Origin of the sequence: Streptomyces sp. NPDC058663 (assembly GCF_042716745.1) — a bacterium.
In the GTDB taxonomy this organism is placed as follows: Bacteria; Actinomycetota; Actinomycetes; order Streptomycetales; family Streptomycetaceae; genus Streptomyces.
This window is the reverse complement of the sequence record NZ_JBHXRV010000013.1, coordinates 39,007-53,510: the sequence shown is the minus strand read 5'-3', so window position 1 is coordinate 53,510 and position 14,504 is coordinate 39,007. Positions and strand designations below refer to the sequence as shown.

Annotated in this window: 15 protein-coding genes; 7 read left to right on the top strand and 8 right to left on the bottom strand. The window is 70.1% G+C overall.

Annotation, left to right across the window (positions count from 1 at the left end):
* Window positions 1-283 precede the first annotated feature (283 nt).
* Window positions 284-826, bottom strand: a complete 543-nt coding sequence (locus tag ACFWVV_RS12065) for an SMI1/KNR4 family protein (RefSeq protein ID WP_384347464.1) — start codon at window positions 824-826, stop codon at window positions 284-286.
* Between the two features lie 339 nt (window positions 827-1,165).
* Between ACFWVV_RS12065 and ACFWVV_RS12060 the strand changes: the two genes are divergently transcribed.
* Window positions 1,166-1,849, top strand: a complete 684-nt coding sequence (locus ACFWVV_RS12060; protein WP_384347467.1) for a GNAT family N-acetyltransferase — start codon at window positions 1,166-1,168, stop codon at window positions 1,847-1,849.
* A 560-nt stretch (window positions 1,850-2,409) separates the two neighbouring features.
* Here the strand turns inward: ACFWVV_RS12060 and ACFWVV_RS12055 are convergent.
* From ACFWVV_RS12055 to ACFWVV_RS12045, 3 genes are all read right to left on the bottom strand, one after another.
* Entirely contained in the window at window positions 2,410-2,613 is a 204-nt protein-coding gene (locus ACFWVV_RS12055) for a cold-shock protein (RefSeq protein ID WP_384347470.1), read from the bottom strand.
* Between the two features lie 273 nt (window positions 2,614-2,886).
* On the bottom strand, window positions 2,887-3,978 hold the full coding sequence (locus ACFWVV_RS12050; protein WP_384347473.1) for a DNA alkylation repair protein: 1,092 nt from the start codon (window positions 3,976-3,978) through the stop codon (window positions 2,887-2,889).
* Between the two features lies 1 nt (window position 3,979).
* Window positions 3,980-4,105 carry a hypothetical protein gene (locus ACFWVV_RS12045; RefSeq protein WP_384347476.1) on the bottom strand — a complete coding sequence of 42 codons (126 nt, stop codon included), beginning with the start codon at window positions 4,103-4,105 and terminating at the stop codon, window positions 3,980-3,982.
* Between the two features lie 484 nt (window positions 4,106-4,589).
* Between ACFWVV_RS12045 and ACFWVV_RS12040 the strand changes: the two genes are divergently transcribed.
* Window positions 4,590-6,071: an MFS transporter gene (locus ACFWVV_RS12040; RefSeq protein WP_384347479.1), complete on the top strand. Its 1,482-nt coding sequence runs from the start codon at window positions 4,590-4,592 to the stop codon at window positions 6,069-6,071.
* Between the two features lie 275 nt (window positions 6,072-6,346).
* Window positions 6,347-7,525: a glutamate--cysteine ligase gene (locus tag ACFWVV_RS12035; RefSeq protein ID WP_384422677.1), complete on the top strand. Its 1,179-nt coding sequence runs from the start codon at window positions 6,347-6,349 to the stop codon at window positions 7,523-7,525.
* A gap of 163 nt (window positions 7,526-7,688) precedes the next feature.
* On the opposite strand, the gene ACFWVV_RS12030 is transcribed toward ACFWVV_RS12035, so the two are convergent.
* Window positions 7,689-8,534, bottom strand: coding sequence for a glycoside hydrolase family 19 protein (locus ACFWVV_RS12030; RefSeq protein ID WP_384347619.1), 846 nt, complete (start codon window positions 8,532-8,534; stop codon window positions 7,689-7,691).
* A 403-nt stretch (window positions 8,535-8,937) separates the two neighbouring features.
* Here ACFWVV_RS12030 and ACFWVV_RS12025 point away from each other — a divergent pair, with 403 nt between their 5' ends.
* On the top strand, window positions 8,938-9,504 hold the full coding sequence (locus ACFWVV_RS12025) for a hypothetical protein (protein ID WP_384347483.1): 567 nt from the start codon (window positions 8,938-8,940) through the stop codon (window positions 9,502-9,504).
* Window positions 9,505-9,675: 171 nt separating this feature from the next.
* On the opposite strand, the gene ACFWVV_RS12020 is transcribed toward ACFWVV_RS12025, so the two are convergent.
* Window positions 9,676-9,930, bottom strand: a complete 255-nt coding sequence (locus ACFWVV_RS12020) for an EF-hand domain-containing protein (protein WP_384347485.1) — start codon at window positions 9,928-9,930, stop codon at window positions 9,676-9,678.
* A gap of 286 nt (window positions 9,931-10,216) precedes the next feature.
* On the opposite strand from ACFWVV_RS12020, the gene ACFWVV_RS12015 reads away from it, so the two are divergent.
* The 3 genes from ACFWVV_RS12015 to ACFWVV_RS12005 all read left to right on the top strand — a co-directional run bounded on the left by ACFWVV_RS12015 (window position 10,217) and on the right by ACFWVV_RS12005 (window position 12,441).
* Window positions 10,217-10,834, top strand: a complete 618-nt coding sequence (locus ACFWVV_RS12015; protein WP_384347487.1) for a Repetin — start codon at window positions 10,217-10,219, stop codon at window positions 10,832-10,834.
* Window positions 10,835-11,374: 540 nt separating this feature from the next.
* Window positions 11,375-11,719 carry a hypothetical protein gene (locus tag ACFWVV_RS12010; RefSeq protein ID WP_384347489.1) on the top strand — a complete coding sequence of 115 codons (345 nt, stop codon included), beginning with the start codon at window positions 11,375-11,377 and terminating at the stop codon, window positions 11,717-11,719.
* Window positions 11,720-11,985: 266 nt separating this feature from the next.
* Complete coding sequence (locus ACFWVV_RS12005; RefSeq protein WP_384347491.1) at window positions 11,986-12,441, top strand: DUF6228 family protein; 456 nt, start codon at window positions 11,986-11,988, stop codon at window positions 12,439-12,441.
* 104 nt (window positions 12,442-12,545) lie between these two features.
* Here ACFWVV_RS12005 and ACFWVV_RS12000 read toward each other — a convergent pair whose 3' ends face one another.
* Both ACFWVV_RS12000 and ACFWVV_RS11995 read right to left on the bottom strand, forming a co-directional pair.
* Window positions 12,546-13,208 (bottom strand): response regulator, encoded by a 663-nt coding sequence (locus ACFWVV_RS12000; RefSeq protein ID WP_384347494.1) that lies wholly within the window; start codon window positions 13,206-13,208, stop codon window positions 12,546-12,548.
* Window positions 13,205-14,479 carry a sensor histidine kinase gene (locus ACFWVV_RS11995; protein ID WP_384347496.1) on the bottom strand — a complete coding sequence of 425 codons (1,275 nt, stop codon included), beginning with the start codon at window positions 14,477-14,479 and terminating at the stop codon, window positions 13,205-13,207. The genes ACFWVV_RS12000 and ACFWVV_RS11995 overlap by 4 nt, the downstream gene beginning before the upstream one ends.
* Window positions 14,480-14,504: the final 25 nt, after the last annotated feature.

Sequence of the window (14,504 nt, the reverse complement as noted above, 5' to 3'; positions counted from 1 at the left end):
GCCCCTCCCGCCTACCCACGAACCCCCCACACATCCCGCTACCCGCTCAGCAACTTCGCCAGCACGGCAGCAGGCCGGCCGAGAGCAGAACAGCTACGCATTGTCCTGGAGCGACTGAGGGCGGGCTGCTCCCCCGTACGCGCCGGGGGCGAGGCGGAACGGGGCACACCCGACCGGTGGCCGGGCGACCGCGGCAGACCGTGGAGCGCCGACGGCGGCACGCGGTCCCAGGCGTTCCCGTTTGATTCGAACAGCTCATGACCAGCGACCGGTCTCGGAGCATTCAGTCCCACCAGTCGTTGCCGGTGTGCCAGCGCTGCACCCACTCCTCGAATCCCCATGCCCGGTCGCCGGGCACCGGGATGGCGCCGACGTCGGCGATCATCCACACCTCGCCGCGGCGGGGGCCGGCGGTCAGCAGGAGCCAGAACGACTGTCCGTCCTCGGATCCGAGAACGACGGACCCGTCGTTGAAGGCGGCGTCGATCCGCGGATCCTCGGGGTGGACACTCTCGTCGTCCTCCCAGTGCCAGGCCCCTTTCAGGGGGAACGGTTCTCCTGGATGCCGCGGGCCATGGTCGGGCCATGTACCGGGCAGCCGGCCGAGCGGTTGGAGGCCACCGTCGCCGGCGGGGCCGAGACTGCAGCCGTTGCTGATCTCCGCGACGAACGTCCTGTACGGCTCCGGGAGAACCGCCCCGTTCTCCTCCTCCCAGTCCGCGACGGCTTCACGTCCGAGCGCAGGCTCGCGCTGTTCCGGCGGAAACGCAGAGCGCAGGAAGTCGAGAGTGGCTTCGGCCGGACGCTGATCACGTGTGTCTGTCACGGCAGCATGCTGACAGAAGGGACCGACACGCCATACGTCGGAGCGGCCCGGCACCATGGGGCACCGGGCATTTGATCCGGGGAATTCGTGTGCCGCGCCCCCGGCGCAGCGGGGGCGCGGCACACCCACTTCGAAGGCGGCCTCCTCGCCGACCACCCCGCGACCGGCACTGAGTGACTCGGTGGCGAGAGCGCCGTCCGCGCCCGCTGAGGGATCTCGGACGCACTCTCTTAGGTCTCGGCGTCACCCGGCCTCAGGTCTCGGCGTCACCCGGCGGCGACGGACGACGGGGAAGGGTCTGCACCCCTCCAGCGATTGCGGTCATGCTCTAATCGCCGCATGACGAAGATCGATTCAGAGCTGATACGACGCTGGCTGAACGGCTGGACCGTGGCTCGCTCCCTGCCCACGGCCGAGCCGGTCGAGTCCGTCGGGGACGGCCTGCGGTCGAATTGCGACCAACCCGGCCGCGAGGTCGAGGTCTTCGCGCTGTGTGCAGATCAAGAACCCGAGTCCTTGGCACGGCTGGCGGCAACTGTCGCCACCGCGAGGCAGACCACCTGGCTCACGGTACCTACACTGCGCCCGGGTGCCGTCGAGGCCATCGTCGGCGCCGCCGGACTGGAGCTGCTCCGTCGGTCCGAGTGGTTCATGACGACCGATCTGACCGAGCACCCACGGCACGCGCCCACCGCGCCGTACGAGCGCGAGGTCCGCACGGAGGGACCAGTCACGGTCGTCTCTCTGCACGACTCCTCCGGAGAGACGGCGGCGCGCGGCACCATCGCCGTAATCGGCAACGACGCGATCGCCGATCGCGTCGAGACGGACGCGGCGCACCGGCGACGCGGCCTGGGCCGCGCCATGATGAGCGCTCTGGCGGAGGCCGCCGTGGCCCAGGGGGCCCGTACCGGTCTTCTCATCGCCAGTGAGGAAGGTCAGCGCCTCTACTCCTCCCTCGGCTGGCGCCACGAAGCCGACGTCCTGATCGCCCGGGGGCCGGCGGTTGCCTCCCCCCGATAGGACCGGCTCTCGCCGGCCGATCAGCCCTGACGTACGGCGCCCTCCTGTGGTTCTGCCGTCGCGGGCACCGCCATCTGTCGCGGGTCGCCCGGTGTGCCCCGCTTCACACCCTCCTGCGGCGTTGATCTGGAACATCCGCGGGCGGGGTGCTGTTCTGTGAGTGTGGCTGCGGAGGGGACAGTGTCCCCGGGCCTCACCTATAGCCCATGGGGAAGATCGTTCGGCTGAAGCCCCATGGAGCCTTTCGCCGAGAGGCGACCGCCCTCCGCGTGCCACGCTCTACCGCCCCGGCTGGTCTCCCCCGTCCAGCCGGGGCTCCTTTGTGTCCCCACTCCACCGCGCCAAGCCTCACGTCCCCTGGGCGGCGGCGAGCACGGCGCACTCTTCCTCGGAGCCCCGGCGAGGCAGACCGGACCAGGGCGCCAGGAGAAATCGGGCGAAGAGTCAGGCGCCCGGAAAACCGGGCGCCTGACTCGGATCAGCCACGCAGCCCCGACGACACCGCGTTCCCATCCCTGCGGTCAGATGCGGCGGGCTCCGCGCGAGGTACCGCGGGAGGGTCAGGCGGGCGTGATGTTCTCCGCCTGCGGGCCCTTCTGGCCCTGTGTGACGTCGAAGGAGACCTTCTGGCCCTCCTGGAGCTCACGGAAGCCGGAGGCGTTGATGTTGGAGTAGTGGGCGAAGACGTCGGGGCCCCCGCCCTCCTGCTCGATGAAGCCGAAGCCCTTTTCCGCGTTGAACCACTTCACGGTTCCCGTTGCCATGCTGAATGCCCTCTCACGCGATGCAAGCCCGCACTGCACGGGCCCGGTAAGATCATCCCCCGGCAGGGCACGGAAAAACAGAGCTCCGCGGATGCAGTTCCAGGAGGTGTGGGCGGTCCGCCGGGCTGCGACCGCGCCACGGTCGAAGCCGCCCGCCACGTCACGCCGTGAGCTGCTCGCCCGCCGGGAGTGCAGCGTCACCTCAGTCGCGTCAGTCGCGAAGCTGCCCGGAGTCACCCGCAACAGCGTCGTTCCGCAGGCTCAGGCTGGGCCTTACGAGGTATCGGCGGCGGTGATGTGGACCTCGGTCGTGCCAAGGACGCGTCCGTTGGCCTGGATCTCGATGCGGTGCGGGCCGGGGTGGATCGTGCGGACCGAGAGGCTCGCGAAGCGGTGCCGGCGTGAGAAGCGGACGGCCTGGCCCGCGGGGAGGTCCCGGGCGGTCAATTTGAACACCTTGCCCGCTTTGGGGCCGCGAACCCCCTGGTAATGGACGATGTAGTCGATCGCCGCTCTCGTCTCGTCGGTGGCGTGCAGCGTGAAGGTAACGGTGGTCGCCTCCCCGACGGGGAGGGTGGAGGGCGAGCAGGCGAGGTCCGTGATCTCGATCGCAGCATGGTGGTCGAACCCGAGAATCGCGAGAGCCTCGGGATGTCCTCGCTTGACGAGTGTCCGCAGGCCGTGGCGTACGACGAAATCGCCCTGCGTGCTGGCGCGGAACCAGCGCCGGGCGGTGACGAGGACGAGGTCGGGGTGGTCCTTGCTGATGTCGTTGAGATGGTTCGCCACGGAACGGCGCACGTAGAGGGACTCGTCGTTGACGAGAGGTTCCAGGAGCGCCAGCGCGGGAGCGGGGTCGGCGACGAACCGCGAGAGCTGTGACGCCCAGGGCAGCCGCGGGCGCGTGCCCTCCGAGACGAGCCGCCGAACGTGTTCGTCCGGGTCGGTGGTCCACACCTTGAGCTGGTCCATCGTGACCTCGTAGTGGGCTTCGACGAACGGGCGGACAGCGAACTCGGCGGTGTATCGGGAAGTGAGCGCGGCCAGCAGCGGCAGCGCGACGTCGGGCCGCTCCAGCATGGCCGAGGCGACGTACGCGTTGACGGGCATGGAAGCCCACCCCGTGAGACCCCCGCCGTCGAGGGCACCACGGATCACCCGGCCTGCTTCCTCGGGGGACGTCGGCATCGTCGCCGCGAGGGCACGGGCTATCCAGTCGATACGGGCTTTGAGTTCCAGGTCACCGATACCGGTGCCCGCGAGCTGCTCGAACACCGCCCGGTCGAAGGACGCCGAGGCGCCCCCGAGGTCACCTGCGAGACGCCCGATGAGCTCCGGCGACAGTTCATCTTTGAAATCGGCCATCTCAACGCCCGCCCGCCAGCAGGTCGAGGAAGCCACCGGCCGCACGGCCCTCGGCCCACGGGAGCAGGGGCTCGATACGCGTCCCCCGTTCGCTCGCGAGCGGTGTGCATCTCGACCTGGTCATCATGGTTTTGAGTCTGCCACGCACCACTGACAGACGGCCGGTACCTCAATCGCTCTGAGCTGCAACGAATCCCTGCTTCGCGCAGCCTGCCGTGCTGGACGAAGGATCATGATCGTTTCTGGCAGTGGAGGCTGAGGTCGGGCAGGGGGCGGCTCCGTCCCGGCGTCCGGCATGGCGTGGGGATGTTGTAGTGTTTTCGAGTTCCGGCGCCAAAATTTCGGTGGCATTGACCGGACCTCCTGTTCCTTCTGTGTCGATCTTGGGGTGACGTCTTATCCACCAGGCCATGTAGTCGTCCGTGTTCCCCGCGTGCTGTGTTGTCGCACGTGTCCGGGGGCGGACGTCGCGTCGGCCTGAGTTGCGTCACCCATCCCCGCAGTCTTCTTCCCGGGTGCAGCTCTGCCTTCTGCCCCGGGTTCCGTGTTTTCCGGCCCCGGTGCGGCTGTCGGCAGGGCTCCCCGATTCCTTTGGATCAGGAGTTTCCGTTTTGTCTTCCTCCGCGCTCGGCAACGAGCCAGAGCACACTACCACCCAGCCCCCGACCCACCCGTCACCTGAACCGTCGAAGAGGGCCAGGGGGGCCTGGATCGCCCTCCTGGTGCTGCTGACCGCCGAGCTGATGAACATGCTCGACCAGTCGGTCGTCCTGACCGCCCTGCCCGCCATCCAGGAATCGACCGGCGCCGGACCGGTCGCTGTGCAGTGGCTGACCACCGCCTATTCACTGCCCGTCGCCGTCGGTCTGATCACCGGCGGACGGCTCGGTGACATCTACGGCCGCCGCAGGATCCTGCTGATGGGCACCGTCGTGTTCACCGCCGCCTCGCTGCTGTGCGGTCTGGCCACCGGCCCGGGCGTGCTGATCGGCGCCCGCCTGCTCCAGGGCGTCGGCGTGGCCGTGATGATCCCGCAGGTCCTGGCGACCATGCACGTCACCTTCGAGGGCCAGGACCGCAGCAAGGCGTTCGGCCTGTACGGAGCCGTCCTGGCCATCGCCAACGTCCTGGGCCCGGTCCTGGGCGGCGTGCTCACCCAGGCCGACCTGTTCGGCCTGTCCTGGCGGCCGATCTTCCTGGTCAACGTGCCCGTCGGGCTGGCCGTACTCCTTCTCGGACGCACATTCATCCCCGAATCGACCGTCCGCAAGGCCGACCGGCTCGACCTTGTCGGCATGCTGCTCTCCGGCCTGGCCGTCGTTCTGGTCCTCTTCCCTCTCACCGAGGGTCACGCCCGCGGATGGCCGCTGTGGTGCTTCGCCATGCTCGCCGCCGGCGCCCTGGCCCTTGGTGTCTTCCTGCGCCACCAGCAGCTCAGGCAGGACAACGCCCCGCTGGTGGCTCTGTCCCTCTTCCGGGTCAGGCAGTTCTCCGGAGGCATGGCCGCGGACCTGCTGCACGGCCTGCTGTGCGGCCTGTTCTTCATGACCTGGACGCTGTACCTGCAACGCGGACTGGGCCTGAGCCCGCTCGAGGCGGCCGTGGCCTTCGTGCTGCTCTCGGTGGGAGAACTGGGCGGCGCGACCATCGCGGCGAAGACGGCCGGACGTTTCGCCCGCCGTCTGCCGCAGACCGGCGCTCTCATCGCGACCGCTGCGATGCTCACCTACGGGCTCCAGATCACCAGCCGCCAGGCGGAACTGACCCTGTTGGCGATGACCGCTCCGGTGGTAGTGGTCGGCTTCGGTCTGGGCATGGTCTCCGGCCCGCTCGCTGATCTGTCGCTGGCCAGGGTCCCGCACGAGGACGCCGGCTCGGCCTCGGGCCTGTTCAACACCGCCATTCACCTGGGCATCGCGCTGGGCACCGCGCTGACCGCCGTGGTGTTCTTCGCCGTCACCGGCGGCTCTCCCGGCGGCGCGGTCAACCGCGAGGCGTTCGTCACCGTGCTGTGGTGGGCCGGCGGCCTCCTCGCCCTGATGTGGGCCCTGATGTTCTGCCTGCCCAGGCAAGCCGGGCACCAGGCAGACTGAGCCACTTCCCCCCGGCCGGACCGGAACGGGCCTGAACGAGCCAACAAGCGAGCGGCTCCGCTACCGGCGTTCCTCAGCGGTGACCGGATTTACCCCCCGCCCGGTCCCGGCATGGGCACTGTCCCTACCGGTGACGAAGCTCAGCACATGCATGCGTACATGCTGGAGCACTTCCACCCGAACACAGGGAGCAGTCCGGGCCGTTGACACCGGCCGGCCCACGTACTCGCCATTCAGCCGCAAAGGGCCGCCCCGTGCTGACCTTCGGTGCCAGCATGATGACCATGACGACTACAGGGCGTACCCCGGCCGGTCCCCCGGGGCCGTCAGCGGGCCGTGGCCGCAGCCGGACCATCGCGGGTGTGCCCGTCCCGCTGACAGTAGGCGCGGAAGAGGAGTACCTCTTGGTCGACCCCGTGTCGCGCGCGGTGAGCGCGGCAGGCGCAGAGGTGGTGGCCGAGGCGGCGGGCGAACTCGGTGACCGTGTCGGCCCGGAGCTGACGCGCTACCAGGTCGAGGTGCGCACCGACGCGCACATCAGTCTCGCGGAGTTCGCCGAGCAGGTCCGCTCCACACGCGCGACCGTCGCACGGGCGGCGGCGCGGCATGGCCTGCGGATCATCTCGAGCGGTACCCCGGTCCTCGGCCAGGCCACCCCGCCGCCGCTCACCGGGAGCCCCCGCTACGCCCGGAGCGCCGCGATGTTCCGGTCCCTGGACGACGAACAGAGCGCCTGCGCCTGCCACATCCACGTCGGCGTTCCCGACCTCGCCACCGCTGTGCAGGTCAGCAACCATCTGCGCCCCTGGATTCCGGTCCTGATCGCCCTCACCGGCAACTCCCCCTACTGGGCGGGCCGCGACACCGGCTATGCCAGCTGGCGCACCACCACGTGGGGCCGGTGGCCGGTGGCCGGGCCGCCTCCGTTCTTCGAATCCCTCTCCCACTTCGAGGACCTCGTCGCAGGCTTCATCGCCACCGGCACCGTCATGGACCGTGGCGGCCTGTACTGGGACATCCGACCCTCCCATCACGTACCCACGCTGGAGTTCCGCTTCGCCGACGCGACCACCACCCCGGGTGAGACCGTGCTGCTCGCCGGCATTCTCCGAGCGCTGACCGCCCTCGCACTGGAAGCCATTGCCGCCGACGAGCCGGCGTTCCGGCCGGGCCCGGAGATGCTGCGGGCCGCCTGCTGGCGCGCAGCCCGCCATGGTCTGGCCGGGCAGGGCATCGACCTGGCCACCGGTGGTCTGTCCCCCGCCGTCGGCCAGGTGGACCAACTCCTGTCCCGGCTGCGGCCCGCCCTGCTGGGTCACGGCGACATCGGGCTCGTCCACACCCTCTGGTCGCTCCAGCGCGCTCAGGGCAACGGCGCCGAGCGGCAACGCGCCGCCCACCGAACCCGAGGCAGCCTCACCGACGTCGTCGACCACCTGATCGACAGCGCCTGACCGCCGACGTCGCTCCATATGATGGAAGACGCCGGGCCGCAAGGACCGGCCCGGCGTCTCCCGGAACGTCATGCCGTAGCCGCCGGTCCGTTGTGCGCACGGGCCGGCGGCTGTCTGCGCGCGACCCGGCCGGCCATACGGCTGGACCGGGCTGCTCAGCGCCTCAGCAGCTGAGGTTGGAGCCCGGGGCCACGCCCAGGATCCGGGAGAAGTTCTGGTAGCTGTTGATGCGGCTCTGCACCTGCGCCGGGTTGCGTCCGTCGCACTCCAGCGCGCCGTTGATGGAGCGGATGGTCTCCCCGAAGCCGCGGGCGTTGACCATCGCGTCGTGCGGCGTCATGGTGCCCGGTCCGTTCTGGGTGTTCCAGTACCAGAGTCCGGTGCGCCAGGCGACGGACGGGTTCTGCTCCACCAGGTAGGGGTTGCGCAGCAGGTCAAGGCCGAGGGCGTCGCCGGCGGCCTTGTAGTTGAAGTTCCAGCTCAGCTGGATCGGGCCCCGCCCGTAGTAGGCGGCCTGTCCGGCCGGGCACCCGTACGACTGGGAGGCGTCGCAGTAGTGCGGGTAGTTCGCGGTGTTCTGCTCGACGACGTACCGCAGTCCGCCGGTCTCGTGGTTGACGTTGGCCAGGAAGGCTGCGGCCTCCTGGCGCCTGACGGTGTCGCTGCCGGTCTTGGCGAAGGCCGGGAACGCCTTCAAGGCATCCACCAGGCCCGCGTAGGTGTAGAAGCTGTTCCGGTTCGGGAACATCTGGTTGAACTGGCTTTCGGAGACGACGAATCCGGACGGGTCCGGGTCCTGGCCGCCTCCGCCGCCGCAGGCGCCCTGGTCGGTCCAGACGCCCCACTGACCGCCGGCACCGGGCGTCTCGCCCTGGGTCCACCACTTGGCCTGGTAGTTGTGGCCGCCGTACGAAACGGCCATGCCCTGGGTGTAGGCCGTGCTGGAGTTCCAGGCGGCGGCGCAGGAAGCAGCCACGGCGGTGCCGGCGGCGGCGAGCGGCAGGAACACCGCAAGAAGGGCCGTGACGGCGAGAGAAGCGACGAGACGGGAGAGTTTCACTGCGGAGATACGCGTACGCAACACGTCACCACATCCTCGGTGGGGGGAAGAGTGGGCCCGAGCCAATCGCATTGGTCTGGACCTGTCAAGGTCCAGACCAATGCTTGTTCCGCAGTACACCGGGCGTGAGGAAGCGGGCGTGGGTGGTGGGTGGTGGGTAGCGGGTGGTAGGTGGTGAGTAAAGACTTGAGCCCTCGGTCTCCGGGCGGTAACCAGTGCTCTCGGGGGGTGAGTTGGCGGGGGCGCGTCAGATCCGTACCATCCGCCTGCGACAGGGTGACCGGAACCGGAAGGACGGAGCTGTTCAGTGAGCGACGCGATACCCGATGCGGAATCTGACCCAGGACCTGAGGTGGGTACTGGCCCTCCCTCGGTAAGTGACATCGACTGGGAGGCCGAGGGCCGCTGGCACGATACGCGGCCCGCGTCGTTCGTAGCGGTGATCGTCGGCGGGTGCGCCGTGGCCGCCGGGGTGTGCTGGGCGGCGGGGAACACGGGCTGGGTGCGGGTGATGGTGCTCGGGCTGGTGCTTTCCGTACTCGGCGCCTGGCTCAACGACCGCGTACTGCTGCGTCTCCAGGCGAAGACCGGTGCTTCCGTACGGCAGACGGCGGTGCTGCTGCGGCACCTGCGGCAGGAACGGATTCCCGCCGATCCCCGGGCCCGCCGGATCATGGCCGAACTGGTCCGGATACAGATCGGCCGGCAGCGGGAGGGCGCGGGGAGGGTCTGGGTGGCGGTCGTGGCAGTCTGTGTGCTGGCCGGCGCCTTCATGCTGGTCGCCGGACACTTCGTCCTGAGTGTCGCGACCTGCGTCTTCGCGGTTCTCGCGGTCAGGCAGTACCGCGGCGCCGCCCGGGTCCGCGCCCGGCTCACGCGGATGGAAGGGGTGCTGGCAGAGCCGCCACAGACACCCTGACGGGCCTTCGCGACGCCCTGGGCGCCCTGCGCAGCAACCCCCGGCCCTGATTTCCACGTGGCGCAGGCCGACGGGGACCCGGACTCGCACCCGGTGCGAGGGCGCGCGGCTCGCGGCTCACGGCTCTGCAGGCCGGGCTGCTGACGGCGGCCGCGGACCGCCGACCGCCGGTCAGCTCCAACCGAACCGGCGGTCCACCACCGCGGTGAACTCCTCGAAAGTGAGTACAGCGTCGCCGTTCTGGTCGGCGGCGTCGAACAGCGCGGAGGACGCGTCGGTGTCCTGCACCCCCCAGGACGGGATGACGCCGGCGGCGGCCAGCGACGGTCCCTTCGCCTGCAGGGCAACGATCACCTCTTCGCGCGACAGCAGCCCGTCGCCGTCCAGGTCGAGTGCCTTGAAGAGTCTGCGGGCCTTGTCGCTCATCATGTGTCCCCTGGTGGAGTGTGGCGGGCGGGAAAGGCATCCCGCTCGGGTGGAGGGACGCATACCGAACGGCCCGGGTTGCGCCCGCACTCCCCGGCTGCGCTCGCCGACGTACGGGGCGGCCTTCTCTTCGCTGCGTACGGGCCGAGAGGTGGACACAGGCCTCCCCCGCACGGCCGATCACGACCCTCCTCAGGTGCGACGTACCCGGGTCGGCCGGGCGGAAGAGTTGCGGGTGCCGGGAGAAGCCCTTCCGGCTCACCGGAGCCCTCCGAAAGGCCTCGCCATGACACACAGGACCCACCGCATCGCCACCTCCCGCCGGACCCGCCTCGTGGCACTCTCCGCAGCCCTCCTGGTCACGGCCGGTGTGGCAGGCACCGCAGCCGCTTCCGCCGCGGAGACGGGAATCGGGAGCCCCTTGCCCACGGAACGGCCGGTGACCGTCGCCACGCGGCAGGACCCGCCGCGCGAGGCCGCGGCGCTGACCGGGAAGGCCCGGCTCGACCGGCCCGAGCACGTCATCACCTTCGCCTTCAACGCACATCTGCCTGCGGGGGCGTTCCCGGACAAGGCGAAGGGAACGGTCGGCGTCCGGCACCAGTGGCCCGACGGCACCGTGCAGTGGGCGGACGTGAAGGTGGACTGCCTGGTCACGGGCGGCAAGGTGGCGATCGTCACCGGCACCGTGGCGAAGAGCAACATTGCGGGGCAGCACGGCAAGCGGGTGGGCATCACTGTGGACGACCGGCCCGAAGGAGACCGGCTGGGCTACAGCTGGCTGCTGGACGGTCACCTCACGAAGCAGCCGCGGGGGCTGGGCAAGTGCCTGGGCTCGGTGCCGATCGAGAAGGTGGACGCGAAGACGGGCGACTTCAAGGTGCTCCCCTTCGAACTCGGGTAGGACCCGGTCCGTCCGGACCGCTCGGGCCCAACCCCGCCGGCGCGGCCCGGACGACTCCTCGGAACGTCTGTACGGAATCGTGCCGTCGGCATGGGTTCAGGGCCCGTTCCGCCCCACTGCCGCGAAGGTGGGCGTCGGCCCGGGACACAGCGGATTCCGCAGGGCCTTCCAGCTTCGCAGGCAGAGGGCGAGGGTGCCGGCGTCGTCGAGTCCGCAACCCGGCGTGCTGGGCGAGTCGTCCCGCACCGGCTTTCCCTGCCCCTTCGGCCCCTAGCTGTGCGACGCGGGTCTACTCTGGGCAACAGCCCACGTCCGTATGCGCGGGAGGCACTCGTGGAAGCACCGCACCGTCCCACCTATCCGCCGAGGACCGAGCCGCCGCCCAAGCGGCCCCTGCCTCCCCCGGACCCGCCGCCGAAGCAGCCCCACCCGTCTCCAGCACCGCCGACATCGGGGATGCGGACCCGGATCGCCGACCGGCGCTGCCGGAACTGGCCCCTGGAGTCCCGGGCATGGACCCCGAACGGCGCTGGCCGACGCGTGGAGGAGGCACTCCGCGCCTGGGGATACGTGCAGTTCGACGAGGAAGCGGTGCGCGCGGTCGTCAAGCTGCTCGTGACGGCGGCCGTGGACGACGGGGGGACCCACCTGAGCCTCCACCTGACCGACCACCAGGAGCACGCCCTGGTGCTCGTCCTCAGCAACGGCCCCCACGCCGACCGCCCCGACGACGGCTCGCTCCTGCACGCCGTCGCGACCCAGGGTGCCTCGGACTGCGGCACAGAATCCGCCGAGGACGGCCGCCGCCGGTGGGCACTCCTCAACCTCATGCCCCCGGCCCCGGCCGTGCTGCCGAAAGCCACCCCCCGGAGCGCTACCTCCTGAAGGGCTGGACAGCGGCGAAGTCCACGTCACCACAAGGTTGTTGGTGCTTCACCGGGAGGGCACCGCCCCCAGGCGGGTCGCCTTCCACACCAGGCCACTCCGGTCACCGTGCGGCACGCCCCGCGCAGCACGGAGACCTCGCGGACGTACTGGACAGGAGAGCACCCAGTTCACGCCGGGCGACAGCGGACAGCCGACAGTGGACCGCCCGCCACCGAAGTCGGGCCCCTGAAGGATTCGCTGCGTGCATCTCCTAGCCTGACCGAATGAGACCCGACGACACTTCCGATGATCTGATCGTCCGCGTGGGAGCCGCAGGGGCGCACGCGGTGCACCTGCTCTTTTCCGAACCCACCCGGCCCTACGCGGAGGACCCGACCCTCGACTTCATCGTGCGGGCCAGCGGCCAATGGGTAAGCGTCGAAACCTTGGTACGGACCTGGGAGGGCGACGGTCTCGACTCCTTCCTCTTTTCCCTGGCGGAGGACTTCCGCGGCTGGGAGGGAACCCGAACCTGGCACTCCCTCGCATACGACCTCACTCTCTCGGCGGAGCACCGGTCCGGCGGCCATGTGCATGTGACCTGGGGTATTCACGACCGGCCGCCCGCCGAGGAATGGCACTTCGAAACCACCACGGTGCACGCAGCAGGCGAGGACATGCTGCATCTCGCCGATGAGATCCATGCACTGCTCACCATGGATACCCCGCAGACGTCGTAGACCGCGTAGGCCGTGTAGCCGGAACGCTGGGAGATCGCGCGAGGTGGCACTGCAACCGGGCGCGCTTCGTCGGCAGTCGGTCCCGGCTTCGATCGCTGCCGGCCTCATGCCGGGTGGACGAGGCGGCATTCATAGGCGAAGATCACGGCCTGTATCCGGTCACGGAGTTCGAGCTTCTGCAGAATTCTTCCCAGGTGGGATTTCACGGTCGCCTCTGCGAGGTACAGGGTGGCGGCGATCTCGGTGTTGGACAGGCCGCGGCCCACCTGGATGAGTACCTCGCGCTCGCGGGCGCTGAGCCGGCCGAGCCGCTCGTCGCGGACGGAGCCGCTGCCGTCGGGGATGTGCGGGCGAAGGTTCTCCAGCAGTCGGCGGGTGATCCGCGGGGAGACCACCGCGTCGCCCGCTGCGACGCTGCGTATCGCGGTGAGCAGTTCCTCGGGTCTGGTGTTTTTCAGCAGGAAGCCCGAGGCCCCGGCTCTGAGTGCCGCGAAGGCGTATGCGTCGAGGTCGAAGGTGGTGAGGATCAGCACTCTGCTCCGCGGAGAGATCCGGATGACCTGCCGGGTCGCTTCGATCCCGTCGGTCCCGGGCATCCGGACGTCCATGAGGACGACATCGGGGCGCAGCTCCCGGGCGAGGCGGGTGGCCTGGGTGCCGTCTGCAGCTTCGCCGACCGGTGCCATGTCGGGCTGGGTCTCCAGGACCGTGCTGAAAGCCATCCGGAGCAGCGCTTCGTCGTCGGCGATCAGGATGCGGATCGTCATGCGCACACCGCTCCGCTGCTACCTAGGTCGAGGCGGGTGTGACGGTCGAGGCGGGTGTGAAGGGCGAGACGGGTGTGAACTCCCCAGCCGCCGCCAGGGAGCGGTCCGGCCTGCACCGCCCCTCCGTAGGCGGCCGCGCGCTCACGCATGCCGGGGATGCCGTGGCCGGATGGTACGGCGCCGGGACGTGGCGGGTGGGGGCCGGTGTCGGTGACGTCCACCGTGACGGCCTCGGGTGAGCACCGTATCCGTACGTTCGCGTGGGTACCGAGGGGTGTGTGCTTGAGCGTGTTGGTCAAGGCTTCCTGCACCAGGCGGTAGACGGTCAGCTGAGCGGTGGCGGACATGTGGGTGTGGCTGCCCTGGACTTCGACGCGGGTCGGCAGCCCGGCGGCGCACATCTGGTCGGCGAGGACCGTCAGTTGTGCGATGCCGGGCAGCGGGTGGCGTTCCGCGTCCGGTTCGTCGGCCCGCAGGACGCCCAGGGAGCGCCGCATGTCGGTCAAGGCCTGCCGGCCCGTCTCGGAGATCTGGCGCATCGCGGTGCCGGCCTTGTCGGGCGACCGGTGCTGCGCGTAGACGGCGGCGTCGGTGAGCGCGACCATGACGGACAGGTTGTGGGTGACGATGTCGTGCATCTCCCGCGTGATACGTGTTCTCTCCTCGGCGACGGCCAGCCGCGCCTGCTGGTCATGCTCTTGCTCCAGGCGTGCGGCCCGTTCCTCCAGGACCGCGAGGTAGGCGCGCGTGGTGCGCACATTCACCCCCAGGACGGCTGCGGCGACGATCATCGCGGTCACCGCGACGAAGGGGGTCAGGAACGCGCCCTCCGTTGCCCAGCGCAGACAGGCCAGCAGGGCCCCGCCCTCGACAAACGCACAGGCAATCAGCGTGCCGCGCAGGCCCGACGTCGCAGCAACCGCGTAGAGGGCTACCAACAGCGCCATGTCCGCGGGGAGTTGGACGTTCATCAGCCACTGGACGAAAGCCCCGGCGGCCACGGCGGCGAACACCGTGAGCGGGGCCCGGCGCCGCCACACCAGGGGCAGCGCAAGGGCGGCGGTGAGGGCCACCGCCGCCGGGAGCTCGTCCGGGGCACGCGTGGCCACGATGTGGAGCAGGAGCAGCGCCGTCAGCAGCGAGTCCCCCGCCATGGGCGGCAGTCGCAGGCCCCAGCGCCGGGCGGCTCTCCCCAGTCGTGCCGCTCGCACGGCGGCCACGTCGGCGTACCTGGTCAGCCGTACGGCCGTTGCCGTCCGCCGTACGGCCATTGCTGTTCGGCGTACGGCCGTTGCT

What these genes read in the sequence shown, in the direction of transcription:
- ACFWVV_RS12060 (WP_384347467.1), top strand. Translation starts at nt 1,166, where the DNA reads ATGACGAAGATCGATTCAGAGCTGATACGACGCTGGCTGAACGGCTGG.
- ACFWVV_RS12055 (WP_384347470.1), bottom strand. Translation starts at nt 2,613, where the DNA reads ATGGCAACGGGAACCGTGAAGTGGTTCAACGCGGAAAAGGGCTTCGGC.
- ACFWVV_RS12050 (WP_384347473.1), bottom strand. Translation starts at nt 3,978, where the DNA reads ATGGCCGATTTCAAAGATGAACTGTCGCCGGAGCTCATCGGGCGTCTC.
- ACFWVV_RS12045 (WP_384347476.1), bottom strand. Translation starts at nt 4,105, where the DNA reads ATGATGACCAGGTCGAGATGCACACCGCTCGCGAGCGAACGGGGGACG.
- ACFWVV_RS12035 (WP_384422677.1), top strand. Translation starts at nt 6,347, where the DNA reads ATGATGACCATGACGACTACAGGGCGTACCCCGGCCGGTCCCCCGGGG.
- ACFWVV_RS12020 (WP_384347485.1), bottom strand. Translation starts at nt 9,930, where the DNA reads ATGAGCGACAAGGCCCGCAGACTCTTCAAGGCACTCGACCTGGACGGC.
- ACFWVV_RS12015 (WP_384347487.1), top strand. Translation starts at nt 10,217, where the DNA reads ATGACACACAGGACCCACCGCATCGCCACCTCCCGCCGGACCCGCCTC.
- ACFWVV_RS12005 (WP_384347491.1), top strand. Translation starts at nt 11,986, where the DNA reads ATGAGACCCGACGACACTTCCGATGATCTGATCGTCCGCGTGGGAGCC.
- ACFWVV_RS12000 (WP_384347494.1), bottom strand. Translation starts at nt 13,208, where the DNA reads ATGACGATCCGCATCCTGATCGCCGACGACGAAGCGCTGCTCCGGATG.
- ACFWVV_RS11995 (WP_384347496.1), bottom strand. Translation starts at nt 14,479, where the DNA reads ATGGCCGTACGGCGGACGGCAACGGCCGTACGGCTGACCAGGTACGCC.